The sequence below is a fragment of the Sporosarcina sp. FSL K6-2383 genome (assembly GCF_038618305.1).
In the GTDB taxonomy this organism is placed as follows: domain Bacteria; phylum Bacillota; class Bacilli; order Bacillales_A; family Planococcaceae; genus Sporosarcina.
This window is the reverse complement of sequence record NZ_CP152017.1, coordinates 3,306,123-3,331,552: the sequence shown is the minus strand read 5'-3', so window position 1 is coordinate 3,331,552 and position 25,430 is coordinate 3,306,123. Positions and strand designations below refer to the sequence as shown.

Here is a 25,430-nt window from a genome sequence, read left to right as displayed (position 1 = left end):
TAACAGCTATGCATGAAGCTGGTGCTGGTGTTGCTATAATTGCAAAACAAATTGATCATAAAAGTTTAAATCCGAATTATCGAGGTTTGTTGGTTATACTCTGATAATAAGGAAAGGTGTGTTCTTGTATTGAGGTGACTTGATACACTCACACGAATTGAAGTAGCTCACGAACGATTCGACTTGATAAGTAATTGATATATACTGAAATCAGTAAGGCCTTTGTGAGTATTGCGGACAGAATGAGCCAGCTGTGTGGAGTTTTGAGCCACTTGCTAATAATGCACAAAATAAATAGCCATTGGAATGTTAAAGTTCCAATGGCTGTTTACCTTATCTGAGTCTTTTATTCTCTAATTGTTTGTGAATAACTTCATTACCCAACGAACAAGTTCACTAAAGTTGTTTTAAAGAAGATTAGTTTAAATCATGTAACATTATTGGATATATTTGGTGCGCATGTTAGTCTTGTACCAAAATAACGTGCTCGATTATTTGTGGTTCGACCTGAATTGTAGCAAGTTCATCTTCATGTATGAATCCCATCTTCATTGCGAAGCGTCCCCAATTTTGGAGAGCTTCATTTGGATTTTCCCCTTCAACTGCGAATTTGACCCCGGCGTTAGTAATTAAAAAGAGTTCCGTTTTCAATTCGCATGAATCGCAAATCTGTAAATCGTGCTCTTCCATAACCATAATGTCGGCTTCGCTAAATTGTATCCCGCATTTAATACATTTCATAGCGTTCTCCTCCTTCTATAGTCATAATTCGGTGAGAAGGGAAAAAGTCCTTTATAAATGTTTCGACAAATACTGATAAAAAGACATGCACATAAAAAAAGTGGGGAAGGGCATTGAAAAGAATTATTTAGGATAGTAAACATGCATTAGATAAAATCCTTGCTTCCACAGAAGGATTTTTCTTTTATTTAATATATTTTTAAATATGTATCCGATTTCCTCATTCCCCTCTATATAAAGAATAAAAGGGGCATGACCACCATGACAACTTACTTAAAAGCCTACGCACATTTCACAAATGCACAAGATATGGACGAGGCAACACGCCGTCACGTTAACAAAAATTGGAGCGAGATGAATCCAACAGATCGTGCTGTACTTGATATGATTCGTCGTTACTCCGTGAAATACGGTGCTGCACATTTAAAGCACGACACGATGGCAGACAAAATTGGCAAGTCCAACGTAACCGTTCGCCGTGCCATTCGTAAATTGGAAAGCCTCGGCATCATCGAACGTATCCATTATATTCGCCCCGTTACGAACGGACTTGGTGCTAACATTTACACTATTTTGCCCTTCGTTGACCAGTCGACTTTGACCATGCCGGCAACAGTGGACAAGCTTAGTGACAGTAAGGCTGACGACGTTGTTCCCGATGCTGAATCATTTTCTTTTGAAACTAAAAACATAAAGACCAATACTCTTACAGATACGTATCCTGCGGAGCCGATATCTACACCAACTACGTTGTTTGGAAGAATGAAAGATTTATTGTCCACGACGATTGGTGACAGCTCCATAGCCCGTCAATTGTTCGGGATTTATCGTGCACAGTCATTACGCATGTTGAAATTTAGTATTCACGCACACCAAGGAGAATTACTCGAACAATTAGCTATGCAAGCACTTCATATTGCTGTTCAAGCGACAAAGCGCAAAACGGTTCGAAATATTGCTGGTTATTTTGATGGCGTATACCGAAATTTGATTGATAAGGCGTTGTTTGCTGATATTTTTATGGAATATGATGTGTCGGTAGATGAGCTTTTATTTTAACAAACATTGCGATAAGAACATACATTCTTTATACTGAAGAAAAGAATGAGAACAGGTGTGCTTAACCGGTTAACGAGGTCAATGGATTGTGGTTCGCTCTTGGATATGATGTATATCGATAAAAGCGGTGTAGTCAGCAAAAGGAAGATAGTGGTCATCCAAGTTGGTGAAGTTTCTTTTCGAGCATATTGTCATCTACGGCAGTCTAGACGTACTTTTTTAATTGAAAACATATTGGCTCTTGTTCCTATCGTCAACAAAGAAAGGGATGCTATTTAGTGTTCGATTACAGCAAATTCCCAAACAGACAAATCGCTTGTATAGACATGATGAGCTTTTACGCAAGTTGTATAGCTACTTTGTATAATTTGGATGTACGAACTGTTCCGATAGCGGTTATTGGAAACCTGCAACAAAAAGGATCGGTCGTATTAGCAGCATCGCCAGCGATGAAAAAGCGATTCAAAATAAAAACTGGAAATCGGCTGTATGAAATCCCGAAACATCCAGAGGTTAGACTATACGAGCCGAAAATGGCATATTTTCTTGAGATTTCGATGTCTATCACTAGAATTTTGCATAAATACGTCCCGACAGAATCCATTCACGTCTACAGTATTGATGAATCTTTTATTGACCTAACAGGTACCGAAAGGTTGTGGGGAAATCCCGAACAGACCATTCGAGAAATCCAAAGTGAAATCTATGAGACGCTAGGTTTACCGTCAACGGCAGGGATGGGTCCCAACATGCTACTAGCAAAATTGGCACTTGATTTAGAAGCTAAGAAAAAAGGGTTTGCCAAGTGGACATTTGAAGACGTACAAACGAAGTTGTGGCCAGTGTCCCCACTCTCTCAAATGTGGGGCATCGGAAGCCGAACAGAAAAATCGTTGAACGCATTGGGGATATTTACAGTTGGGGAACTTGCCCACGCTTCGCTAGAAATGCTTGAAAAGAAATTCGGCATTATGGGCAACCAGTTGTATCATCACGCTTGGGGCATTGACTTATCAAAAATAAACGAACAAATGCCAGAAGGTCAGATTAGCTATGGCAAGAGCCAAATATTGATGCGTGACTACAAAACAATTGCCGAAGTTAGGGCAGTCGTATTAGAAATGTGTGAGGATGTTGCTAAAAGAGCGAGAGATGCATCCAAAGCAGGGCGAACAATAAGTTTAGGTATTGGGTATAGTAAAAATACATTGGGTGGGGGCTTTCAACGTTCTCGCACTATTAGTGAAGCGACGAACGAAACGATGAAAATTTATGAAGTTTGTAAAGAACTGTTAAGCGAAAACTATGATGCTCGATCAGTACGACAGGTGTCGATCTCGATTACAAAATTAGAAAACGAGCAATCCATACAGCTGAGTTTGTTTGAGCAGGATAACTGGCGTGGCAGAGAAGTTGGAAAGGTGATGGATCGCATTCGGAATCGATATGGTTCTACTGCGATACTTCGAGCAATCTCATTAACGGATGCAGGCACAGCCATTAAACGATCAACGTTGGTTGGAGGACACAAAGGGTAGGAGGAGCGATGTGATACGTGATAGTGGGAATATTAAGTCGGCAAGGCATGGTGCTTACAGAACATGTGCTAGTAGTGAAGGATTGGCTAGAAAGTGTCGGTCTTCTTGAACGTTGAGCAACTATAAATACACTTCAACCGGGAATGGACACCGATACACAACGACTGGGGGAGGTTAGCAATCCCTTTTCTTACAACTTTACATGGAGAGGCGGGCATGATTGCCTTTGCGGGGCAAGTCAGCACGTGTTGCTGATTTCCTGGCTTGGGACTCATGCCCGTAGAGGCTCCATGTCAAGTCGTTATCTAGCGCATACCGCCTTAAGGTCGTACTGAAACTGCACTTTCTCCCCAGCTGATATGCGTCTGCACATACTGGCACATACAGTGGCATTGCGTGGTAAGTTTCATGGCATTCAACGGTAAAACTATGGCAGTAGTGCTATATTCCCATGGCGGTAATCATCGCTGGCTCCCTTTCCCGCACTTACTGGCTCATTCCGTCTGCAATACTCATTCTCGGGAAAGGAACTTAATAAAAACAATCAAATAGGGAGCAATTCGAGAAAGGTTTTAAAGAAGTTAAGTATTTGTGGGCAAAATAAATACTAATTATTGAGCTATATCCAGAAGATTTAAAGGATATAGAGGAGATATTATTGAAAAAACTTTTAGAGGATAATGTGATTTAATTACACTAGGAGGAAATGATATCCAATATTGTTGGGAGGTGAACTTTACTTATATTAATAGACATTTATAGGGAAGCAGAAACATCTTTATTTGAGGTTTTTTTCTGCTCCTTATTCATCTAAAGCTTCCGTTACTTTAGATACAATAATGCACAAGGTTAATTAGTTTTACTATTTAGATATTTTATATAGGCAACTAATCTCTCTATATAATAAGTAACTTCCTCAATACCTAGTTTTGATATAAATTCATTGTTTCCATGCCTTACATCTAGAAGGTCGGTATTTATATGATTCCATACCTTTAAAGCATCACGAGTTATTATTGGATGGGCATATTTTTCTTTAGATATTCGTTGGTCAGCTATTTTAATGTCGTTTGTACCTGTTATTGATTTCACAAAACCTTCTACAGCCGATATACATTCCCTTAGAGCATTTTTTCGTGATTTTTCATCATTTTCTGCATCATTAAATAGTTTAATGGCATGTTCCAAACTTGCTATTGTATCTTTGTAAACGTTAGGTATTAAAGGAATGACTTCCTCTATTTTTTTATTGAAGAATCTACATCTTCTCTTAATTCCCAAAAAATCTCTCCGCTCGATAATGTAGCGGTATATCCGATGCTTGTTTCTTTAAAAAAATTATTAAATTCCACGTCACATCTAAGAAAAGCCAATATTAAAGCAAGCCCATCCATTAAGTTAGTAAAGCCCTTCTTCTCCAACTTTCTTAACGTACTTATTATCTCATCGAATATATACTCATAAGGTCCATTGGAAGCCGGGTCTAAACTAGCTATGGCAGCAAGTTTATGTTGTAATTCTAAAGCAATACCATTTGATTCATCAGGGTCTTCCTTCATAAATTGAGAATGAATAAATCCCTTTAAGTCAGAAATAAAAAAGAATGGGAATGTATTCATATTATAATCTTCGTGTGAATATGTCTTATAGTTTTGGTGTTGTTCCTCAAATTTCATATAGGTTTGTCCCTCTCGTTAATTAGATTAGTTATATAATTAAATTTTAATCTAACTTTTCATTCTTCTTGTTGAAATAACCTGTCCCCTAAGTTGAACAAGGGATGTCCTAATAACGATTTGTATTTAGGAACTTATAAATATCATATTGACCACTAATTAGACCCTCGCCTATTAATTTTTTCATTTCGCCTTTAATAGTGAATATTTAACTTTTATTATCTGTTATTATGGGAAATGGTTATAATCCTATACTTATTATACAGTTTAATAGTATAATAGGCATTAATTTAATGAATATATTGTAAACTTAACAGAAAGATGAAATAGGGGTGTATAAAATGAGTGAACTGCTATATTTTCGTGAAGAGACAGAAGAATTCGAGGATAAAATAATTGATGTAGAGATAGAGGATGATGAGGAAATCAATGAAATACCTACTGAGCAGAGAAAGCTAAGGGTACAGGCTTATGATAAAAGTGTAGGTGACCTAGTAAGAATGGTTAGGGAAAACGATATTATTTTAAATCCTGAATATCAACGCAATTATGTATGGGATAATAAAAAGGCTTCTTTATTAATTGAGTCTATATTGCTTAATATCCCTATACCAGTTATCTATGCCTCAGAAGAAGAAGATAGTAGTTGGAATATTGTTGATGGACTACAAAGGTTAAATGCTTTAAAGAGGTTCTATGAAAATAATTTTAAGTTAAGTGGTCTGAAAATCTTAAGTGAATTAAATGGAGAAAAATATGAAGACCTTAATCCAAAAGCTAAGAGAGTATTAAATAATGGGAGTCTACGAGTAATTTTAATTTTCAATGATTCGCATCCTGAAATTAAGTATGACATTTTTATGCGATTAAACACTGGTTCTGTAAAATTGAACGAGCAAGAACTAAGAAATTGTTTATATAGAGGCAGTTTAAATAATTTACTAAAGCATCTAGCTAAGAATCCAAAGTTTTTAAATATGTTAGGATTAAAATTGCCGCACAAGAGAATGGTAGATTGCGAAATGATATTGCGTTATTTTTCATTTTCAGAGAATTTCGATAGCGAAAAAAACTCAATCAGAAATTATAAAGGTGCTACAAAGACATATTTAAACTCTTATTTTGAAAGTAATCAAAACCTTAATATAGATATAATACAAAAACTTGAAGATAAGTTTAACAAAGTGATTGATTCTGTATTTGAAGTTTTTGGAGATAAAGCATTCCGAAAGCTGAGTGATGATGGCTTTGAGACAAAAATTAATAAAGCAATAATGGATGTAATAATGATTAGTTTTGAACAGTATACATTTGAAGAAATTCAAGCAAAAAAAACAGAAATATTAACATTATATATAGAGCTATTAAATAAACCAAGATTTAATCTGTCTGTTACCCAAGGAACATCTGACACTAAAGTTTTAGAGTACAGATTAAATGAATGGATAACTCATTTAGATAAAGTCATGAGGGTGTAAAAAAATGCCGAATCAACTCGAGAGTTTTACTAAATTTAACAAAGCTTTGGAAGAAGTGGGAAGACTAATGGGACTAGCAAGCATATGCGAAGATATGCAGAGTGAATATGCAGCTTTAAATAAAAGTGCATTGCTGCTTCTCACGGCTAAATTTGAGGTCTTTGTGGAAGATATTGTAGAAGAATATGTTGAAAATATAAATTCTATGAATGTAGCCAATCTTTTGATATCCGAACAGTTGAAAATAAGGCATTCTATTACCAGGATAAAGGAACTATCTTTGACTATCGAACATGTTCACAATGAGGAAAAGAGTATTCAAGTTTTAAAAGAATTAGCAGAATTATGGCAGGAGCAAGAAGCAACTTTTGTTGGATTGAATATATCTAATAAGTTTAATTATGGGAAACACGGCGCGAGGGAATTGAGGAAATTGTTTAGCAATATAGAAATAAGTAATGTGTTTGAGACAATTGTTCTGTATTCAGATAATGAACATTCATTACTAGAGAATTCCCAAGTAATTAATTTTGAAGTTATTTATAATAACATCGTAAATTTGAGAAATCAAATAAGTCATCAAGATAAAACTCCTAATATGACTCACAAGCAGATAGAGGGATATGTTGTTTATTTTAATAGGTTTTCTAAAAAATTGTGTTTGTACCTCGAAGAAAAACTACGTGGCTTAGGAGAACAATATGAGGCTTATAAGCAGACAGTAAGCACCACTTAAGGTGTGGTTTCACAAGAAGTTTGAATTGGTTTATAGTGGTTCTTATTAAGAAGTGAAGATAAGTGGTATATCTATAAAAAAATATGAGTGAACGGCTCTATAACTCGTTCTGCATTGTAAAACGCAGCATCCGTTGTAGCAATGTTTCTCACAACAGAAGTTTGTTATAGTCATAACTATGAATATATACTTAATGAGAGTCCTTATTTTGAGGATTCTCTTTTAATTATAATCATATGATATAATCGTCCTTAGAAGGTAATTGAACCAAGTTCGTTAATATGTAATACTCCCTTGTGAATAACATCGCAAAGTAAATAGGTATGGAAGCGCCACAAACACAGGACACCCTGATTGCCGGCTACTGATGTGCAAAACCTAATAGACAATCTACACGTGTAGACGCTTAAGTGTTAGAGCCTCTGGGCGGCAGGTTCGACTCCCGCCACTTCCATATTAAGATATGGTGCAAATGCAGTCGTATCAAGTAGGGTACCGGGTTCTGAAACAATCCTGATTTGTTTTTATAACCTGGTATTCTTCACTAAATGTGTTGATTCGGTATGAATGTAGTAAAATTAATATATAATAAGAAAAGCTGAACGTCTAGGAAGCGTCCAGCTGGTCTCAGTTACATTCCGCTTTAAGGGCGGTTAACCAAAGTCATTACAAGTGAAGATGTTTACTCAGAAAGAGTAACCTCCCATTGAAAACCTTGGTGTGAAGTGCATCCCAAAAGTTAGAGTCAAAATCTAACTTTTGGGGTGTTTTTCTATGGCCACATATAGCGAAAATTCAATTCGATTAGCGTTATATTCAGATTGTGCTAGGAATGAGTGTGACACCTGAGTGAATCCTTGTACTAGCTAAGTTTGAGGACGGCAATACGTCCGATAAAACTTGGAATCTTACTTTGATCAAAAAAATACGTGAAACGTTGAATGACCGTAATTCGTCGAACCTTCTATATTAAGCAGATTCTAGGTATTCATATTTGTACATAAGCGAGAGTGGTTAAGTGGTAAAATAAGAAAATAGTAGCCAATATTTAACTTGAATCAGCAGGGAGTTTTAAACTCTCTGCTGATTCAAGTTAAGCCTCCGGCGGATGTTAGGGATTTTGAAGGGAGCTACTTGTGCTGTGCACAATTCAAAATCCCAACGCAATTACGCCGAGGCGTAATTGATAAATTTAGTTGTAGGATATTTATTTGCGAGGGAGGAAACGTACTATGCATTATGATGTAATTGTAATTGGCGCTGGTTCGATGGGGATGGCGGCAGGATATTTTTTAGCAAAGAGCGGCAAAAGAATATTATTATTGGATTCCTTTAACCCGCCTCATGACAAAGGGAGTCATCACGGAGATACGAGAATTATTCGGCATGCGTATGGTGAAGGTGGGGAATACGTTCCGTTGGCGCTCAAGGCTCAAGAATTGTGGAACGACTTAGAGAAGCTGACGGGAAAACAATTGTTTATCCGAACAGGCGTTCTAAACGTAGGCTATGAAAAGACAGATTTTATCGAGAACATCATCTCAAGTGCAAAAACTCATTCACTGCCACTTGAGATTTTGGATTCAAGTGAAGTGAATAAGCGATGGCCGGGCATTAATTTACCGGACAATTACATTGGGTGCTTTGAACCAACATCAGGCATGCTGAAATGTGGGGAGTGCATTGGAGCTTATCGAGAACTTGCAGAGCAACACGGAGCTACCATTTTAACAAATAGCAAAGTGAAAGAATTAGTAGTGGATAATGATAGAGTAACCGTCAAAACCGAGGATCAAACTTTTACCGCTGGTGCATTGGTAGTTTCAGCAGGAGCATGGTCGAGAAATCTCCTTTCTACATTAAATTTAAATCTTCCTTTAAACCCAGTAAGAAAAACATTTGCTTGGTTTAATGCCAGTGAAGATTTGTATAATTATAAGCAATTTCCAGCCTTTGCGTTTGAGACATCTCAAGGACAATATTATGGTTTTCCAAGCATTGATGGTGCTGGTCTAAAAGTAGGCAGGCATGATGGAGGAGAGACAATCAATCCAGATGAAGCCATGCGCGAATTTAGTGAACTAGAGGAAGACGCGACAGATTTAAGACAATTTTTACATAGCTATATGCCATCTACACAGCAATTGAAGTACGGTAAAGCCTGCATGTATACACTTACTCCTGATGAGGATTTTATTATTGATTTGCATCCTACCTATTCAAATGTTGCCATTGCATCAGGCTTCTCAGGACATGGCTTTAAATTTAGCAGTGTAATCGGACAAATCTTAAGTGAATTGATTATTTTAGGGAAGACTGAAAAAAATATTACTCTTTTTTCGATCGATCGATTTACATAAACTTCAATACGCTTGTTTATGAAAAAGCGGTTGAATATAAAGTGAAAATCTTATAAATGTTGTTCAATTTAGTGTTGATATAAATCCAAAGGAGCGAATTCTCAATGATTAATGAGACAGATCTCAAGCATTTAGAGCGCTGTATAGAACTTGCAAAGCACGCATTAGATATAGGAGACGAGCCATTTGGTTCAATTCTTGTTTCAGCTAGCGGGGATGTGCTCAAAGAAGATCATAATCGTGTTTCAGGCGGAGATTATACCCAACATCCTGAATTTGCTATCGCACGTTGGGCTGCTGAAAATATGACACCTTTGGAAAGGAGCCAAGCAACGGTCTATACATCTGGCGAACATTGTCCGATGTGTGCGGCAGCCCATGGTTGGGTGGGATTAGGCCGTATTGTGTATGCGAGTTCTTCTACCCAACTCGCTGAGTGGCTACAAGAAATGGGAGTCCCTGCATCCCGCGTTCGTAATTTACCGATTCAAGAAGTTATTCGAGATATAGAGGTAGATGGCCCGGTTCCAAGGCTTGCAGAACAAGTACGGCAGTTACATCGGCAGTTGCATGAAGGGAAATAATGATTGGAATCGCTCATTCCAATCGTGAAGTTACTAAGTTTTTACTGATATATGCAAGGTTAGGCAGTACGCTAATAAAGTAAAGAGATTTACTACAGTAAAATAGGGTATATTATATTTGGTGAATAGATTCTCTTTAAGACAAGAAAAGTAGGTGAACAAAGTGGGAAAATATCAATTGGATAGCAAAGGTAAGATGGCTGTGACAAAGTATCATGAAAAACTCAAGCCTGCCAAATTTGATGAAAAACAGCAACTAGAAAAAATACGTACGGAGTATTTGAAAAAGAAGCAAAAACAAACAGATAAATAAAAGGAAGATATATCTCGTGAATTAAGTTTTGAAATTGCTTAAATTGGTTATGGGAAATCATTTTAAATTTCGTAAACACTGAACTGACGGACTTTATTTAAAACTAAATCTGTTTATTTGATTGACGGCTTTCTCCAAGGAAAGAAGAATTTGCTTTTATAGTACCAACTATATTGACCATAAAAAACAACCCATCCTTGAGTTAAGGCCTCATTACGGATGGGTTATCTCACCTTATAGACGCTAATCCCTTTGTAGGGAACCGCTATTACAGCTGGTCGTTCGATGCGCTAACATCGGGCGACCTTTTTTCATTCTATTCACTATATGCCTAGACAGCTTGATTTCAAGAATACAAGGGACACTAGGGATGGCTCCTTGCCATTCCTCCTTGTGTCATAGAACCTGTTATCATTCAGTGGTTTTATACCTATCAAAACTTCCTTTTGAAATAAGGTGTTTTTTTCAGCACGATACATACTGGAATTGCGATCAGCAAACCGACAACGTTTTGGATCATGTCACCTGGAATGGACGCCAATGGTGCGACCCAGTTATTGTACATGATTCCTTGCCCGATATAGTATACCGCCATCATCAAAGGCATTGAGAGAATGGCCGCTAAAATATTAAATCTAATGTTGTCGCCTCGTCGCCCATTCGACCAGGCGATTTTTCCGACGATGAAGCCTTGTAAAGCTCGAGCGATGATTGTCGTTGGTGCCCAAATAGCCCAGCCACCTAAGATATCGAATAAGCCCATTCCAATTGCTCCAGCAAGTGCCCCTTTTTTAGGTCCGAATAAAATCGCTGCCATGAAAAGCATAGATGTTCCTAAGTGAATGAGTCCGCCTTGCCCGATTGGTAGCTTAATATTGATCAGTGTTGCTACGAAAATAAGTGCTGCTAAAAATGCGGTTATGACTAAATCAAAAGTTTTCGTGCGTGTTTTTGTATAGGGCTGATTTTGTATATTTTGCATGTTGATCATCCTCACTATAAAGAATTCTTTGATAGTTTTAACTTTAGCAAAAGGCTGACCATTGTAAAAGTGTCAATTTAGTAAAATTGTTAGAGGTCAGATTGTTTTATAATTTATTGGAATAGAGAATCCTGCCAATAACGCTTGGCGCTTGGGGATGCCTCCCGCAATAAGCCTGACAGAAAACCGCTGTCAGTCTTTTTGCTTCGGCGACCCCAGTTAGGCGCCTTCGCTGGAGATTGTATAGAATCATTCGTTCAATATATGGTAATTTTAATAGCTCTACTACAAGTGAGTGTATTTCTGCGGTTGCGTACTTATGATACGATGAAGAGAATACAAGTGAGGATTAGGTAGGTGGAGAGTACGATGAAGAAAGTTGCTGTAATCCAAGATATGTCATCCTTTGGAAAATGCTCGTTAACAGCTGCAATACCTGTGCTGTCAGTGATGGGTGTTCAGGCAGTGCCGTTGCCAACTGCGATTTTTACGGCGCAAACAGGGTATTCGAGCTTTTATTGTGAGGATTTAACGTCAAAAATGGATTTCTTTGTGGATGAGTGGAGCAAGCTGGGTGCAACCTTTGATGGTATTCATACAGGCTTTGTGACAGGACAAGAGCAAATTGATAATATATTTCAGTTTTTGAATGTGTTTTATTCAAAAGAAACGACACTGCTTGTGGATCCTGTGATGGGGGATATGGGTGAAGTGTATAAAATGTTTACGGGCAATTTACTGGATCGGATGAAGGAACTCGTGAAGAGTGCAGATATTATTACGCCAAATGTGACAGAGTGCTGCTTGCTTACAGGTTTGTCGTTTGAGAAATTACAGAGCTATCATGACGAATTAGATTATATGCAGACACTAGAGGCGGCCGGTCACCAATTACAGCAGGCAACTGGTGCAAACGTCATTATTACTGGTTTGAATCCGCCACCAGCTGTTCCGAACAAGCGCTATGTAGGCAATATGTTTGTCGATGCAAATCGTTCATTTACGAGTATCCGTGACTATAATGGTGAGAGTTATTCGGGAACGGGTGATTTGTTTGCCTCTGTCATCATGGGTGGGATGATGCGCGGGCAGGATTTAGTAGAATCGATGAAGCTTGCGGAGACGTTTTTAGCTGCTGCGATTGAAGCGACATCGAAAGAGCAAATTCCGAGCGAGGCGGGCGTGAATTTCGAACAGTTTTTGCGAATGCTGCTTTAGTGATCTAAGTGAGTTGTTCGCAGGCACTGTATGTTCTTTTTCCAAGGGGTATTTCAAGTCTTATCATTCGATAAACAGTGGGCGCTTCTTTTTATTCCCACACGCCTATTAAGGGATAGGGATATTGAACGGGTTAACTCCTGGGCAATATCCTTTTTTCATTCTAAATTTTATAGAATTATAGGCGGCTACTACTATTTTCCCACAGTACCTACGTACTTCATTTTTACAAAACTACGTAAATCCCCTCGAACTTATTACATACCCCTCTCACTAAAAAAACATGTGAAAAGCTTTACGAATAATTTACGGAATACTACAAAAAGTCGCATAGTTTTCGACTAGTGACGGTGATACGATGGAATGGAAACAATTACTATCAAACTATCACGAGAAGGGAAGCGATTTTCTTTACGAATAATGGAGTGGATTCAAGACAATCTATAATTGGAGAGGGGAATTCATGCAATGCGTAAAGGAAAATGGAAGAAGCGTTTGAATGGTTTTTTGTCAGTTGGTTTGGTAGCGAGTTTGCTCGTTCCGGCTTTACCAGCGACGTCATATGCGGAGACAGCTTCACGGGATTTGTTGATTTCGGAGTATGTAGAGGGAAGTAGTTTTAATAAGGCGCTTGAGCTTTTTAATGGTTCGGAGGCTGCGGTTGATTTAAGTGACTATACGTTGGAGTTATATGCGAATGGAGCGACGGCGGCGACTTCGACGTTTGCTTTATCGGGCACTTTGGCGAGTGGAGAGACGTATGTGATTCATCACCGAGATGCGAGTGAGACAATTAAAGAAAAGGGAAATCTGGAGAATTCGAGTGTTATTAATTTCAACGGTGATGACGCGCTTGTGCTGAAGAAGTCGGGTGAGGTAATCGATTCTTTTGGACAAGTTGGGGTGCGGAGTAACTGGGGGACGGATGTGACGTTGGTCCGCAATGGCGCCATTTCTACGGGCGATTTGAATCCATTTGATGTGTACAATCGTGATGCGGAATGGGTCGTTTATCCAAAAGACACGTTCGATTATTTAGGGTCCCATGATGTGGGCGATTTGCCTGAGGAACCTGGTGAACCGGCGGATGTCATTTCCATCGCAGAGGCACGTTCCATGAATGTTGGGGAAACGGTGACGATTCAAGGACGGGTCGCCGCGACGTTGAAAAATACGATTTCCGTGCAGGATGAGACAGGCGGCATTGCGGTACGTCCGACGAGTTTAGATGCGGCGATTGGGGATGAAGTGACGTTAACCGGAACGCTCGCCGATTATCGCGGGTTACTTCAATTAGACGGTGCAACGATCCAGGCGAAAACTGAAAACGTTGGAGAACCTTCTCCAAAAGTAATCGCAGCCGCAGAAGTTGCGGAAGAGAACGAATCGCAGCTTGTCACAGTACAAAACGTTGAACTGACTGACATGCAATCAGGTACAGGCTGGGCCAACTACACAGCGACGGACTTTATCGTCCGTGATGAAACAAATGGGCTCGACTTAGCGGTCGGCACGATGTATGAATCCATCACTGGAATTGTGCAGCAATTCGATGCGGATTATCAAATTATTCCGCGTTCATCGCAAGATATTGTTGTGGATTCATCCATATTACAACCTGTTTCCGCGAATCCCGCGGGCGGCACGTTTGTCGGCAGCACGACGGTGACGCTATCCACAACGACTGCTGACGCGGAAATTCGCTACACATTGGATGGAACGGATCCAATTGAAAATGGAATCCTTTACGAAACACCAATCTATATTGCGAAAGATACGACGTTGAAAGCGGTCGTCCTAACGGTAGATGGACAAGCGAGTGAAGTATCCACGAATCAGTATGTGATTGCCGAAAGCCTTCAAATCCATGATATCCAAGGAGAAGGCCATGCCTCACCTTTTGACAATCAAACCGTTGAAGGGATTGAGGGAATTGTCACCTATACATTCACGTTAAATGGAGCGACGTATTACCATATCCAAACACCGGATGCACTAACAGATGGCAATCCACATACGTCGGAAGGAATTATTCTGTATAGCGGTCGCAATGCTTGGCCAATCCAAATCGGCGATCTCGTGTCTGTTACGGGGAAAGTGAGCGAGTATGCCATCGACGGATTTGCGGATCGTCAACAGACCGATATGAAAGTGACGCAAATCAATGTCCGGGATGATCAAGGCGGCAAAGTGACAGTCCTTGAAAGAGGCGTGGCATTGCCAGAGCCCATACTTCTTGATGAAAAAATGATACCAACAACCCATATCGATAGCGACCAATTGAGCGTATTCAATCCTGAAGTTGACGCCATTGATTTCTGGGAGAGCTTGGAGGGTATGCGTGTACAAGTTGGCAATGTGAAAGCGGTAGCGCCGCAAGAACATGGAGACTTGGTCACCGTGCTGGAAAGCGCATCGACGAATACATTGCACGGTGGTTTATTGTTAGAAAAAGACAATCAGAATGCTAATCGTGTCCAGTTTCGTTTAGAGCCGAATGGTCCAGCACGGGATTTCGAGGTGGCAACGGGTGATACCTTCGAAGGTTCGATTACGGGAGTCGTCGGGTACTCATTCCAAAATTATAAAATCTATGTGTCACTGGATGACATGCAAACTGCTCATTCAAAGGGGAACGCGACACCTGAACAAACGACGATCGTGAAAGAGGCAGACAAGTTAACAATCGCTTCGTATAACTTGGAAAATTTCTCGAACAACACGAAGTCAACGTCCGCGGATAAAGCGCGTAAATTGGCGAGAGCTTTCGCCCAGGATATGCAAAGCCCCGATATCGTAGGAGTGACGGAAGTCCAGGATAATAACGGCGAGGATGCGGGCGATTCTAAGGCTAATGAAAGCTATGAGCGTTTGATTGCTGAAATCGTCAAAGCGGGCGGCGTGCAGTATGAATATGTCAATATCGATCCGGCGAACAATCAAGACGGCGGTGCGCCGAATGCCAATATTCGTGTCGGTTTCTTGTACAATCCGGACCGTGTGACGTTGACAGAAGGGATTCCGCAAGGGGATGCAACAACAGCTGTCGGCTATGAAAATGGGAAGTTGACCCATAATCCAGGTCGTATTGATCCGAATCATCCGGCATTCAACAGTAGCCGAAAACCGTTGGCGGCACAATTCGATTTCCAAGGAGAAAGCGTCATCGTCATTGCTAACCATTGGAATTCCAAATCGGGTGATACGCCATTGTTCGGCTCCACGCAGCCGCCTTTGTATGGTAGCGAGGTGCAGCGCAAACAAATTGCGTCGATTGTTTATGATTTCGTTAATGACATCAACACGAAAAATCCAGAAGCACATATCGTCTCAGTTGGGGATTTCAACGACTTCCAGTTTGCCGACAGCTTGAAAATCCACGAAGGTAACTTGATGACGAATCTAATTAACCAAGTGGACGAAATCGATCGTTACACATATGTCTATCAAGGGAATTCACAAGTATTGGACCATATTCTTGTATCCAATCACTTAGTCGATCAAACAGAAATTGACATCCTTCATGTCAATGCTGACTTTACAGATATGGCCGGTCGTGCGAGTGACCATGACCCGGTTCTCGTTCAAATCGGATTTGAAGTGCCTGTCGTTTGGGAACCAATCAAAGTGAAAAAGGTTTATGATTTAGTTAATTTTAAAAAGAAGAAATTGAATATCGCTGAGCCGAGCGTTGCCGTGAAGATGGATGCCAAATCGAAATTGACGGAAGGCGTCCTATTGAAAGGCGACTATGCGGAATTAAGCGGTGAAGGCTTTAAAACGAATAGAGTCATCCTTCAGCCGAAGAAAAAAGGGTTAATCGTGGATATGAAAGGAACTGTCATGGGTGATATCCTCGTCGATGGCAAGCATCCACTTCAAATTCGCGGTGCTGAAAACATTCAAAGCATCGAGTTCATCAATGGTGCAAAACCAGAAGCTATCGAGTTTTACAATTCAAAAGGCAAACGTATCGGCGTTCCGACAGTAGAGGAAAACAAAGCGCCTGTCATCACGAAAGCGATTGGCAATCAAATCGTTAAGGAAGGAGAAATTATTTCCGTTGCACTAACGGAACATTTCTCCGATCCGGATGGTGATAAACTGACGTTTACGTCGACAAAAGGTACAGTCAATCCGACAACAGGCGTGCTGACGTTGAAACTTGGGAATGGAAACCATATCGTCGGTATCACAGCGAATGACGGCGGAAAAACGGTCACAATGAGCTTCTCTGTAATAGTTACAGCTGAAGAAATTCCCGCTGATGGCTACTACAAAAACGCAATCGGCAAAGAAGGGTTGGCTTTGAAAGCCGCTCTTCACGACATCATTTCCGATCACAAACAACTGTCCTACGCTGAAGTATGGGATGCGCTAAGGAAAACGGACGAAGATCCGAACAATCCGGACAATGTCATCCTGCTCTACTCCGCCGAATCACGCTCCAAAGCCCGGAATGGCGGCAACGTAGGCGACTGGAACCGCGAACACACTTGGGCGAAATCACATGGCAACTTCGGCACATCGAAAGGACCCGGAACGGACATCCATCACCTCCGTCCGACCGACGTCCAAGTGAACAGCGCCAGAGGCAACCTCGATTTTGACAACGGTGGCAGTACAGTGAGAGGCTGTGACGGCTGTTTCAAAACCGCCAACTCATGGGAACCACCTGATCGCGTAAAAGGTGACGTAGCCAGAATGTTATTTTACATGGCGACTCGTTATGAAACCGGTGACCGTGTCGACCTTGAGTTGAATGAAAAACTCAACAACGGCAGCGCCCCATACCATGGAAAACTGTCAGTCCTGCTTGAATGGCATGCCGAAGATCCAGTCGATGATTTCGAACGTAACCGCAACAACGTCATCGAAGAATGGCAAGGCAACCGCAACCCATTCATCGACCATCCAGAATGGGTGGAACTGATTTGGGAGACAGTGGGGGATATGAGAGAAGCTTCTTGATAGTTAACTAGAAACCCGTTTTCATCCGAGGTTTGGATGAAAACGGGGTTTTTGGTGTTGTTCTTCAATGCGCGGAAAAAGTAATGTTTTTACGAAAGAAAGCAACACTCTGTGCGAAGAATGCGACGTTTCGGCGCCTTGTCAAACGATTTACTAAATAGGCCATAAATCCATTATAGGCCACTAATTATGCTATTTTATTGGGGCGAAAGTTGAGATAATTAGGCATGAATATGAAGACAGGAAAATATCAAAAAGATATAGTGAATAATGGTTTATATGGATTTTGAAATCTGTCCATTTCATGATTGTTTTTTTCGTTCGAGACTAGAAGGAATAATTATTAAGTGGTATAGTGGCATCTATAATTAAATACTTTTAAAGGGTTATTTGAAAATGTTATAATGTGCTCAAGGTTAATCTGTTCATATCGCTCGATTAATGGATAGGAGGGAAAATCTTATGGGGAAAAGCGATACAATTATTTGCACGGGATATTCCCGGTTACCAGATGGTATGGCAGCGAAAAATTTGTATGGTGTTATGGGTGTTGGCTTTGAGGTGGATCCAAGTACAGATGAAATAATAAAGACGTCAAGTACGTTTATAACAAATATGTGCACAGACTTTCTAAATTCTATTTTTGAGGGCCATAGCCTTGCTCAAGGAATTGAAGAACAGGTAGAAATATTTGAAAGTAGATACTTTGGTTTAGGGAAAAAGGCGATTGTTATGGCAATAAAAGATGCTTACAATCAATATTTAATTTATACAAGCATGAAAAAGTAGTTGACGGATGTAAAACATTGAAGTATAGTCTAAATTAATAGAATATTCTGTTGCGCGAGCTTGAAGTTTTGTTGAGGAGAGTCCCTTCTTAACAACATACAAATTTTAAATCCTAGCGGAACTAAAAAATGCGAAAAGGCATTTTTTGGTTCTGCTTTTTTATTGGGAGGAATTCGATGGAGAATTTACAAAGTAGACTAAAAGGAACATTTCAAAGGATGAATGACTCCGGTTTTGATGTACTCATCGTAAGTTCAAATGCAAATATTCAATATCTGTTTGGACATACCTTAATTACTGGGGATCGATTGGGAGTTGCTGTCGTAACAGCAAGCGGCGATAGGCATATTGTACTCAACGAGATATTTTCAGATCAGATTGGACAGATCAGTAATGAAAAAGTTCACTACTACAAAGATGGAGAAAATCCACTTGAAAGAGTACTTGCTTTAATCCCTATGAGTAGTCGTGTAGGTATTGACAAGCACCTAAATATAGCGACCTTCTTGCAAATCACTTCTAAAAGAGATGATTTAAAAATTAGGCTATCGGATTGTATTGAAAGGCAACGAGAAATAAAGGGAATTGAAGAAATAAATATTTTACGTCAATCTTCTAGAATTACAGATTCCGTCATGCATCAAATTGGGCAGTTGCAACATTTCCCGACAACCGAAAGGGAGGTTGTCAAGACAATCCGAAGTTTTTATGAGAGTTCGGGTGTACATGATTTAACTTTTTTACCCATCATTGCGAGCGGTAACAATACAGCGAATCCACATCATCGAGCAGGTGATAAATTCATTGAGGAGCATCAGCCTCTTTTAATCGATATGGGAGGGAAGTACAACAATTACTGTTCAGATATGACAAGAATGTTCTCCTTTTCAAAGTTGCATGGCAAGTTCCTATCTCACTACGATAGTTTGAAAGAAGTTCAAAATGATGTCTTGGAAATAATGAAGCCTGGTATTGAGTTGAGGGAAATTGACTTGTTCATTAGGAATCGTCTAGAGAAAAGAGGGCTCGCGCAGTACTTCATACATGCGACGGGTCACGGGATTGGTCTCGAGGCGTATGAATATCCATTTATCAACAAAGAGAACAAAGAAACATTAAAGGAGGGGATGGTTGTTACGATAGGGCCTGGACTGTATTTCGAAGGGGAGTTTGGCATTCGGCTTGAAGATGTAGTTTGTGTCACTGAAACAGGCTGTGAAAATTTAAACAAATCACCAAAAGAGCTTGTAACACTAGAGTTTCAATAAGGGAAAATAGGAGGAGAAAACATGCTGAAGAAAAAGAAAATTAGTTTGTTGCTCGTTGCGACATTTATTTCAATCCTAGTACTTTCAGGTTGCAGTTACAGTTCAGAGGAGCCGGGCGATCAAGGTAAAGGTGGTAGTGCGAATTCGGAATATAAAAATGAAATTAAAATAGGATTGGATGTAGATGCGGGGACGATGGATCCTAGACTTGCAAATGATTCAAGTGGGAAAAGAGTGAATGAGCTTGTATATGATGGATTGGTTAGGTTGTCGAACAGCCTAGAGCCTCAACCATCATTAGCGGAGGAATGGAGCAATCCAGATGCAACGACATGGATTTTCAACTTAAGAAAAGATGTCACATTCCACGATGGTGAACCATTCACTGCAGAAGATGTAAAGTACACATTCGATAAAGTGTTAGACCCAGAATTTCAGGCGCCTTTTCTCGTACTATATGAACCGATTGAATCTATCGAAGTAGTTGATGAGCATACAGTGCAATTTAACTTAAAACAACCCTATGCACCTTTACTAAGTTACTTGGATTTAGGAATTGTTCCAAAACATATCGGTGAAAAAGATGACAATAGTTTAGCTGGAACCCCAGTAGGAACGGGCCCGTATAAGATGGTGAAGTGGGATAAAAACAGTAAAATTGCTTTTGAAGCAAATGAATCATATTGGGGAGGAAAAAGTAAAACAGAAAAAATTACTTACTTTATTATTCCTGATAATACAACACGGGTAGCCTCATTAGAGTCGGGAGATATTGATCTTGTTCACTCTCCGCTATCCCCTCAAGATATTGAAAGAGTGAAAGGGAATGACAAGTTTGAAGTAGTAGAAATGGAAGGACTTGGCTATACGTATTTGAACTTCAATATGCAAGGCGAGTGGACTTCAGATGTGAAAGTAAGACAAGCCATTTCACATATCATAAATAAAGAAGTCATTTCGAAAGATATTTATCGTTCGATGGATACTCCGGCACTATCTCCATTACTCCCAGCTTCTTGGGCGTATACAGAAGATGTACCTGTCTTTGAATATAATTCTGAAAAATCAAAAGAATTGTTTAACGAAGCGGGATGGGAAGATACGGACGGTGATGGTTTTTACGATAAAGATGGTAAACGATTTGAGATTACGCTCTCTACACATAGTGAAGATCCGAACAGAATTCAAACCGTTGAATATTTACAAAATGAATTTGAAAAAAATGGCGTTAAGGTAGAAGTTCTAACAAATGAGTGGCCGACTTTTAGCGCAAATATGATGGAAGGCAATTTTGATATTGCCTTACTCGGTTGGTTGAATCTGTTTGACCCGGACCGAGCAACTTATAACCAATTTTACTCTGGTAGTGGTAGTAACTACGGTAAATATAATAACCCGAAAGTGGACGAGCTTCTTGCAGCTGGACGTGCTTCATTGGAACAAGATGAGCGTAAAGAAATTTATAAAGAGATTGCACAAATTGTTACCGAAGAAGTGGGATATAACGTCCTTTTATACCAAGGATATGTCGCGATGTATAACAAAAACTTAGAAGGTTTTGAAACGTATTCCAATGGTAGTTTTTACGGATTGAAAGATGCAGTACTAACAAAATAATCATGATAGTTAATCGGGGGAAGGGTCTTCCTTTCCCCGCATTAGGAGTGATACAATGGCTACCTTTATCTTGAAAAGAATATTGCAGCTTATCCCAGTGTTGCTGGGGATTTCCGTACTTGTTTTTTTACTCTTGTATTTAATTCCCGGTGATCCGGCAATGACCCTATTAGGTCAGGATGCTTCTGCAGATGAAGTGGACAGATTCAGAGAACAAATGGGGCTGAACAAACCCTTTTTAGTTCAATTAGGTGTTTTTTTACTCAATCTTCTGAAAGGTGATTTAGGAGTATCAATTTTTCAACATATGCCAGTCATTGATATCGTATTAGGTCATTTGCCAGCTACATTGGAACTTGCAGTTGTTGCCTTGGTCATTGCCCTAATCATTGCGATTCCAATAGGGATCATATCGGCGGTTAAACAATTTTCATGGGTAGATTACATTAGTATGTTTTTTGCTCAATTGGGCGTATCTATCCCAGTGTTTTGGCTAGGTTTATTGATGATTTTATTTTTCTCTGTTGAACTAAATGTTTTACCATCATTTGGACGCGGGGAACCATTATGGTCTTCCATGATACAGACCATCAAAACAGGCAATTTATATTATTTGGTCGAAAGTCTAAAGCATATTTTGATGCCTGCCTTAGCCTTAGGATTAATGAGTGCGGCCTTTATTACAAGGATGGTACGATCATCCATGCTTGAAGTTTTAAAGGAAGATTATATTCGAACTGCAGAGGCAAAAGGCGTAAAAAACTTCTTTATTATTGTCAAACATGCTTTTAGAAATGCATTGATCCCGATTGTAACGATTGTTGGCCTTCAATTTGGAAACTTGTTGGGCGGGGCAATTGTTACTGAAACCGTATTTGCATGGCCGGGTATTGGAAGGCTCGTTATTACGGCGATCAGTCAAAGGGATTTTCCGTTAGTACAAGGAACCGTATTAGCAATCGCATTGGTGTTTGCATTGATAAACTTGCTAGTTGATATTCTTTACTCTCTAATAAATCCGAAAATCCAGCAATAGTAGGTGAGATGGAGATGGAAGCAAACAACAAAATAGAATTAGAGGATACGAAACCTCAAAAAATGAATGGACGTTTTCTTTTTATGAAAATGGGTCTTTTATGGCAAAGTAAGTCTGCTTTTTTTGGCGGCATCATTGTTGTATTGGTAGTGATTTGTGCGGTATTTGCCCCGTTTCTATCTACGCATGATCCATACGAAATGAATATGAGAAATGGCTTATTGAAGCCGGGTGAAGGTGGTCACTTTTTAGGGACTGATCAGTATGGCAGAGACCTATTCACAAGATTGATCTACGGAGCGAGGGTTTCTTTGGAAGTGGGGATTACTTCCGTTCTTATTTCAATGGTGATCGGCGTCACACTTGGTTTGATTGCCGGGTATTATGGTGGGCTTATTGACACTATAATTATGAGAATTGTTGATATTTTCTTGTCTTTTCCAGTTGTTTTATTGGCAATTGCTTTAGTCGCATCGTTGGGTCCGGGAATCGGAAATGTGATTATTGCACTTGGTTTGGTTTATTGGACGAATTATGCACGAGTGGTCCGAGCCAATGTGTTGTCCATAAAGGAAGAAGAGTACATTCAAGCTGCCAAAACAATCGGTTCATCCGATTTTAGAATCATATTTTTTAATATATTACCAAATAGCATTGCCCCAATTATTGTAATTGCCACACTCGGTCTAGGGGTAGCAATTGTCGCAGAAGCAACCCTGAGCTTTCTAGGGTTGGGAATTCAACCTCCGGAAGCCAGTTGGGGATGGACCTTAGCTTTTGGAATGAAATATATTCGAGAGTCTTTTCACCTGTCCTTATACCCTGGAATAGCTATTATGATTACGGTTCTTGGGTTTAATTTATTAGGTGATGGAATTAGAGATCTAACTGATACGAAATTAAAAAGAAGATAAGAGAGGAAGTTGAACATGGGAAGAACATACGAGGAAATTTTCGTAACACATTTATCGAATGGCGAGAAAGTGACATTGCCGATCCATACAATCGTTGGAGAGAAGCCAGGTCCGGTTTTAGGAATTTCAGCAGTTATACATGGGGATGAAATCATTGGCGCTGAGATTATTAGACGAATTTATAATCAAATAGATGAGTCCGAGTTAAGCGGCACAATTATGTTATTACCCGTAGCCAATTCATTAGCTTTTGAATCGTTAACAAGAAATACGCCACTAGATATGAATAATTTAAATCGACTATTCCCAGGTAAAGAAGATGGGTGGTCAAGTGAAATCCTAGCACATAGTATTACGAAGAACTTTTTGGACAAAGTAGATCACTACATTGATCTACATGCAGGTGGAGCCGTTCCGATTGTCGATTACGTATATATTCAAAACGATGAAGCGTTATCGAGAGCGTTTAACTTTCCTCTTCTTTATCGTCCGACAGATATTTATGAGGGGACAACGGCAACATACACAGTGGCTAAAGGTGTTCCGAGCGTAACCGTTGAAATTGGTGGTGGACCGAATTATAACGAGCATGTTGAAAGAGGCGTGCAAGGAATTGTGAATTGCCTCAAACATCTTCAGATGATTCCAGGCACAGCTGAGAAGAGAGAGGATCAGGTTGTCCTTTCAGAAATTACAATTATTCGCCCGAAAAATGGAGGAATGCTGGTGCCTGAATTTGATTTTGAAGCAGTTGGTCAGGAAATTAAAGGACAGCAAGTTCTTTGTAATATATATAATCCGAAAACATTTGACTTAATTGAAACCATAAAAACCCCATATGAAAGAAATATCGTTGTTCTAATGAGAGGGCTGATTGGCAAAGTAAATCCTGGAGATTATGGCTATATGATCGGTAATTTGGAAACAGCGGAGCCAAAAGCATGAGTATGCCGCTTATTAAATATGAATCATCGGATTTCATTGCCAGTGAAAGGTATGTCCGTATTGTTCAGGGATTGGATGATTATTTTAAAGCGAACAATACAAGTGGAACAGACGCGGTATTGAATGATGAAGGTCTAGTTCCCATTAATTTAACGACAATCACACCGAAGGTCTATTCTAATACAGCGGAAATTATTTTTGACTTGGAAGAATTAAAAAATGAATATAAAAAACTAAACAGTGAAATAAGAAGCTTCTATATGATGAAGCAGATCAATAGCCTAATTAGCTTAGTCAAATGGTCAAGTAATGAAAAATTTGATTTTCGTAGGCAGGTCAGGGAGTTTCTATACGTCAATGAAAATCCTTGGACAACCACGCAAGCCGGGTTATTGCATTTTACCCTACAGGAAAAATTTAAAAAGATTGGTCTTACGGAAGATGTCCACTCGAATTATATGAAGTGGAAACAAGATCGACTCATTCCTACAGAAGAAATCGAATCGACTTTAAATACATTATTGGAAATGGCGAAGGTAGATGTAATGGAGAAGATGTTTCCCGAAGTGGAAAGTGTTCAAGTGAAGGTGAAAATTGTTCACGATGTCCCCTACAGTGCCTATTGCGATTATGTCAATGAAACAATGATTATTAACGGCGATTTGGAATACACATATGAATCTTTAAAGCACTTAGCTACACATGAGGTGTTTCCAGGTCATACAACACATATGCATATAAGAGAATCCCAGTATTTAAAAGGAAATGTTCCTGCAGACGCTGCGTTAGTCATAACAAATACGGCATCCAGTCCAATTTTTGAAGGCATCGGTGATAATGGTATGGATTTTATTGACTGGAACCATACAATCAATGATGAAATCGGGGAGATTGTACAGACGATTAAGTCTGTTGCAGGCATGAACTCTTCGTATCAATTGAATGAATTACAGAAGGACCCAACTGAAGTTGCTAGTTTTCTACGTAACTTTGCTTTTGGACAAGAAGAGTGGATTGAATCAAGAATGAGGTTTATCAAACATCCACTTCGTGGACCTTTTATCTATTCTTATTTCCGAGGATATGAGGGTGTGCGTGAATCTTTTAAGCAAATTAGTAATGAGCAAAAACAAAGATACTTTGAATTTTTGTATCATAATATGCTGACGACAGATGAATTAAAATTGTTTAGATGAGGAGAATTG

General features: G+C 39.5%; 20 protein-coding genes. 16 read left to right on the top strand and 4 right to left on the bottom strand.

The features are described 5' to 3' along the window. Positions 1-462 precede the first annotated feature (462 nt). The gene (locus MKZ10_RS16785) at positions 463-741 is read right to left on the bottom strand and encodes a hypothetical protein (RefSeq protein ID WP_342506119.1); all 279 of its coding nucleotides are present in this window, start codon (positions 739-741) and stop codon (positions 463-465) included. Positions 742-1,002: 261 nt separating this feature from the next. Between MKZ10_RS16785 and MKZ10_RS16780 the strand changes: the two genes are divergently transcribed. Continuing rightward, a complete protein-coding gene (locus MKZ10_RS16780) occupies positions 1,003-1,800 on the top strand; it encodes a helix-turn-helix domain-containing protein (protein WP_342506117.1) in 798 nt (265 codons plus the stop codon). A gap of 326 nt (positions 1,801-2,126) precedes the next feature. Next, positions 2,127-3,338 carry a UV damage repair protein UvrX gene (locus MKZ10_RS16775; protein ID WP_342510261.1) on the top strand — a complete coding sequence of 404 codons (1,212 nt, stop codon included), beginning with the start codon at positions 2,127-2,129 and terminating at the stop codon, positions 3,336-3,338. Between the two features lie 849 nt (positions 3,339-4,187). On the opposite strand, the gene MKZ10_RS16770 is transcribed toward MKZ10_RS16775, so the two are convergent. Continuing rightward, complete coding sequence (locus MKZ10_RS16770; RefSeq protein ID WP_342506116.1) at positions 4,188-4,619, bottom strand: hypothetical protein; 432 nt, start codon at positions 4,617-4,619, stop codon at positions 4,188-4,190. Further along, positions 4,577-5,014, bottom strand: coding sequence for a hypothetical protein (locus tag MKZ10_RS16765; protein WP_342506114.1), 438 nt, complete (start codon positions 5,012-5,014; stop codon positions 4,577-4,579). Before MKZ10_RS16765 ends, MKZ10_RS16770 begins: the two co-directional genes overlap by 43 nt. Before the next feature lie 341 nt (positions 5,015-5,355). Here MKZ10_RS16765 and MKZ10_RS16760 point away from each other — a divergent pair, with 341 nt between their 5' ends. From MKZ10_RS16760 to MKZ10_RS16740, 5 genes are all read left to right on the top strand, one after another. Further along, positions 5,356-6,492, top strand: coding sequence for a DUF262 domain-containing protein (locus MKZ10_RS16760; protein WP_342506112.1), 1,137 nt, complete (start codon positions 5,356-5,358; stop codon positions 6,490-6,492). A 4-nt stretch (positions 6,493-6,496) separates the two neighbouring features. After that, on the top strand, positions 6,497-7,228 hold the full coding sequence (locus MKZ10_RS16755; protein ID WP_342506110.1) for an MAE_28990/MAE_18760 family HEPN-like nuclease: 732 nt from the start codon (positions 6,497-6,499) through the stop codon (positions 7,226-7,228). A gap of 1,232 nt (positions 7,229-8,460) precedes the next feature. After that, on the top strand, positions 8,461-9,588 hold the full coding sequence (gene solA / locus MKZ10_RS16750) for an N-methyl-L-tryptophan oxidase (RefSeq protein ID WP_342506109.1): 1,128 nt from the start codon (positions 8,461-8,463) through the stop codon (positions 9,586-9,588). A gap of 104 nt (positions 9,589-9,692) precedes the next feature. Continuing rightward, positions 9,693-10,172, top strand: a complete 480-nt coding sequence (locus tag MKZ10_RS16745; protein WP_342506108.1) for a nucleoside deaminase — start codon at positions 9,693-9,695, stop codon at positions 10,170-10,172. 163 nt (positions 10,173-10,335) lie between these two features. Then, complete coding sequence (locus MKZ10_RS16740; protein ID WP_342506107.1) at positions 10,336-10,485, top strand: hypothetical protein; 150 nt, start codon at positions 10,336-10,338, stop codon at positions 10,483-10,485. Between the two features lie 433 nt (positions 10,486-10,918). Here the strand turns inward: MKZ10_RS16740 and MKZ10_RS16735 are convergent, their stop codons facing one another. Next, a complete protein-coding gene (locus MKZ10_RS16735; protein ID WP_342506105.1) occupies positions 10,919-11,467 on the bottom strand; it encodes an ECF transporter S component in 549 nt (182 codons plus the stop codon). A 369-nt stretch (positions 11,468-11,836) separates the two neighbouring features. Here MKZ10_RS16735 and MKZ10_RS16730 point away from each other — a divergent pair, with 369 nt between their 5' ends. From MKZ10_RS16730 to MKZ10_RS16690, 9 genes are all read left to right on the top strand, one after another. Then, on the top strand, positions 11,837-12,685 hold the full coding sequence (locus MKZ10_RS16730; RefSeq protein WP_342506103.1) for a pyridoxamine kinase: 849 nt from the start codon (positions 11,837-11,839) through the stop codon (positions 12,683-12,685). Positions 12,686-13,153: 468 nt separating this feature from the next. After that, on the top strand, positions 13,154-17,656 hold the full coding sequence (locus MKZ10_RS16725; protein ID WP_342506101.1) for an endonuclease: 4,503 nt from the start codon (positions 13,154-13,156) through the stop codon (positions 17,654-17,656). A 462-nt stretch (positions 17,657-18,118) separates the two neighbouring features. Continuing rightward, entirely contained in the window at positions 18,119-18,445 is a 327-nt protein-coding gene (locus MKZ10_RS16720) for a DUF3870 domain-containing protein (protein WP_342506099.1), read from the top strand. Between the two features lie 176 nt (positions 18,446-18,621). Continuing rightward, the gene (locus MKZ10_RS16715; RefSeq protein ID WP_342506097.1) at positions 18,622-19,713 is read left to right on the top strand and encodes a Xaa-Pro peptidase family protein; all 1,092 of its coding nucleotides are present in this window, start codon (positions 18,622-18,624) and stop codon (positions 19,711-19,713) included. A 21-nt stretch (positions 19,714-19,734) separates the two neighbouring features. Then, complete coding sequence (locus tag MKZ10_RS16710; protein ID WP_342506095.1) at positions 19,735-21,330, top strand: ABC transporter substrate-binding protein; 1,596 nt, start codon at positions 19,735-19,737, stop codon at positions 21,328-21,330. 55 nt (positions 21,331-21,385) lie between these two features. Continuing rightward, positions 21,386-22,366 (top strand): ABC transporter permease, encoded by a 981-nt coding sequence (locus MKZ10_RS16705; RefSeq protein ID WP_342506093.1) that lies wholly within the window; start codon positions 21,386-21,388, stop codon positions 22,364-22,366. Between the two features lie 14 nt (positions 22,367-22,380). Continuing rightward, a complete protein-coding gene (gene nikC / locus MKZ10_RS16700) occupies positions 22,381-23,280 on the top strand; it encodes a nickel transporter permease (protein WP_342506091.1) in 900 nt (299 codons plus the stop codon). A gap of 15 nt (positions 23,281-23,295) precedes the next feature. After that, a complete protein-coding gene (locus MKZ10_RS16695) occupies positions 23,296-24,225 on the top strand; it encodes a succinylglutamate desuccinylase/aspartoacylase family protein (protein WP_342506089.1) in 930 nt (309 codons plus the stop codon). Continuing rightward, the gene (locus MKZ10_RS16690) at positions 24,222-25,421 is read left to right on the top strand and encodes a hypothetical protein (protein WP_342506088.1); all 1,200 of its coding nucleotides are present in this window, start codon (positions 24,222-24,224) and stop codon (positions 25,419-25,421) included. The genes MKZ10_RS16695 and MKZ10_RS16690 overlap by 4 nt, the downstream gene beginning before the upstream one ends. Positions 25,422-25,430: the final 9 nt, after the last annotated feature.

Bases quoted from the DNA above. Each gene is read 5' to 3' on its own strand.
- MKZ10_RS16785 (WP_342506119.1), bottom strand. From the start codon at position 741: ATGAAATGTATTAAATGCGGGATACAATTTAGCGAAGCCGACATTATG.
- MKZ10_RS16780 (WP_342506117.1), top strand. From the start codon at position 1,003: ATGACAACTTACTTAAAAGCCTACGCACATTTCACAAATGCACAAGAT.
- MKZ10_RS16775 (WP_342510261.1), top strand. From the start codon at position 2,127: ATGATGAGCTTTTACGCAAGTTGTATAGCTACTTTGTATAATTTGGAT.
- MKZ10_RS16765 (WP_342506114.1), bottom strand. From the start codon at position 5,014: ATGAAATTTGAGGAACAACACCAAAACTATAAGACATATTCACACGAA.
- MKZ10_RS16760 (WP_342506112.1), top strand. From the start codon at position 5,356: ATGAGTGAACTGCTATATTTTCGTGAAGAGACAGAAGAATTCGAGGAT.
- MKZ10_RS16755 (WP_342506110.1), top strand. From the start codon at position 6,497: ATGCCGAATCAACTCGAGAGTTTTACTAAATTTAACAAAGCTTTGGAA.
- solA (WP_342506109.1), top strand. From the start codon at position 8,461: ATGCATTATGATGTAATTGTAATTGGCGCTGGTTCGATGGGGATGGCG.
- MKZ10_RS16745 (WP_342506108.1), top strand. From the start codon at position 9,693: ATGATTAATGAGACAGATCTCAAGCATTTAGAGCGCTGTATAGAACTT.
- MKZ10_RS16735 (WP_342506105.1), bottom strand. From the start codon at position 11,467: ATGCAAAATATACAAAATCAGCCCTATACAAAAACACGCACGAAAACT.
- MKZ10_RS16730 (WP_342506103.1), top strand. From the start codon at position 11,837: ATGAAGAAAGTTGCTGTAATCCAAGATATGTCATCCTTTGGAAAATGC.
- MKZ10_RS16725 (WP_342506101.1), top strand. From the start codon at position 13,154: ATGCGTAAAGGAAAATGGAAGAAGCGTTTGAATGGTTTTTTGTCAGTT.
- MKZ10_RS16720 (WP_342506099.1), top strand. From the start codon at position 18,119: ATGGGGAAAAGCGATACAATTATTTGCACGGGATATTCCCGGTTACCA.
- MKZ10_RS16715 (WP_342506097.1), top strand. From the start codon at position 18,622: ATGGAGAATTTACAAAGTAGACTAAAAGGAACATTTCAAAGGATGAAT.
- MKZ10_RS16710 (WP_342506095.1), top strand. From the start codon at position 19,735: ATGCTGAAGAAAAAGAAAATTAGTTTGTTGCTCGTTGCGACATTTATT.
- MKZ10_RS16705 (WP_342506093.1), top strand. From the start codon at position 21,386: ATGGCTACCTTTATCTTGAAAAGAATATTGCAGCTTATCCCAGTGTTG.
- nikC (WP_342506091.1), top strand. From the start codon at position 22,381: ATGGAAGCAAACAACAAAATAGAATTAGAGGATACGAAACCTCAAAAA.
- MKZ10_RS16695 (WP_342506089.1), top strand. From the start codon at position 23,296: ATGGGAAGAACATACGAGGAAATTTTCGTAACACATTTATCGAATGGC.
- MKZ10_RS16690 (WP_342506088.1), top strand. From the start codon at position 24,222: ATGAGTATGCCGCTTATTAAATATGAATCATCGGATTTCATTGCCAGT.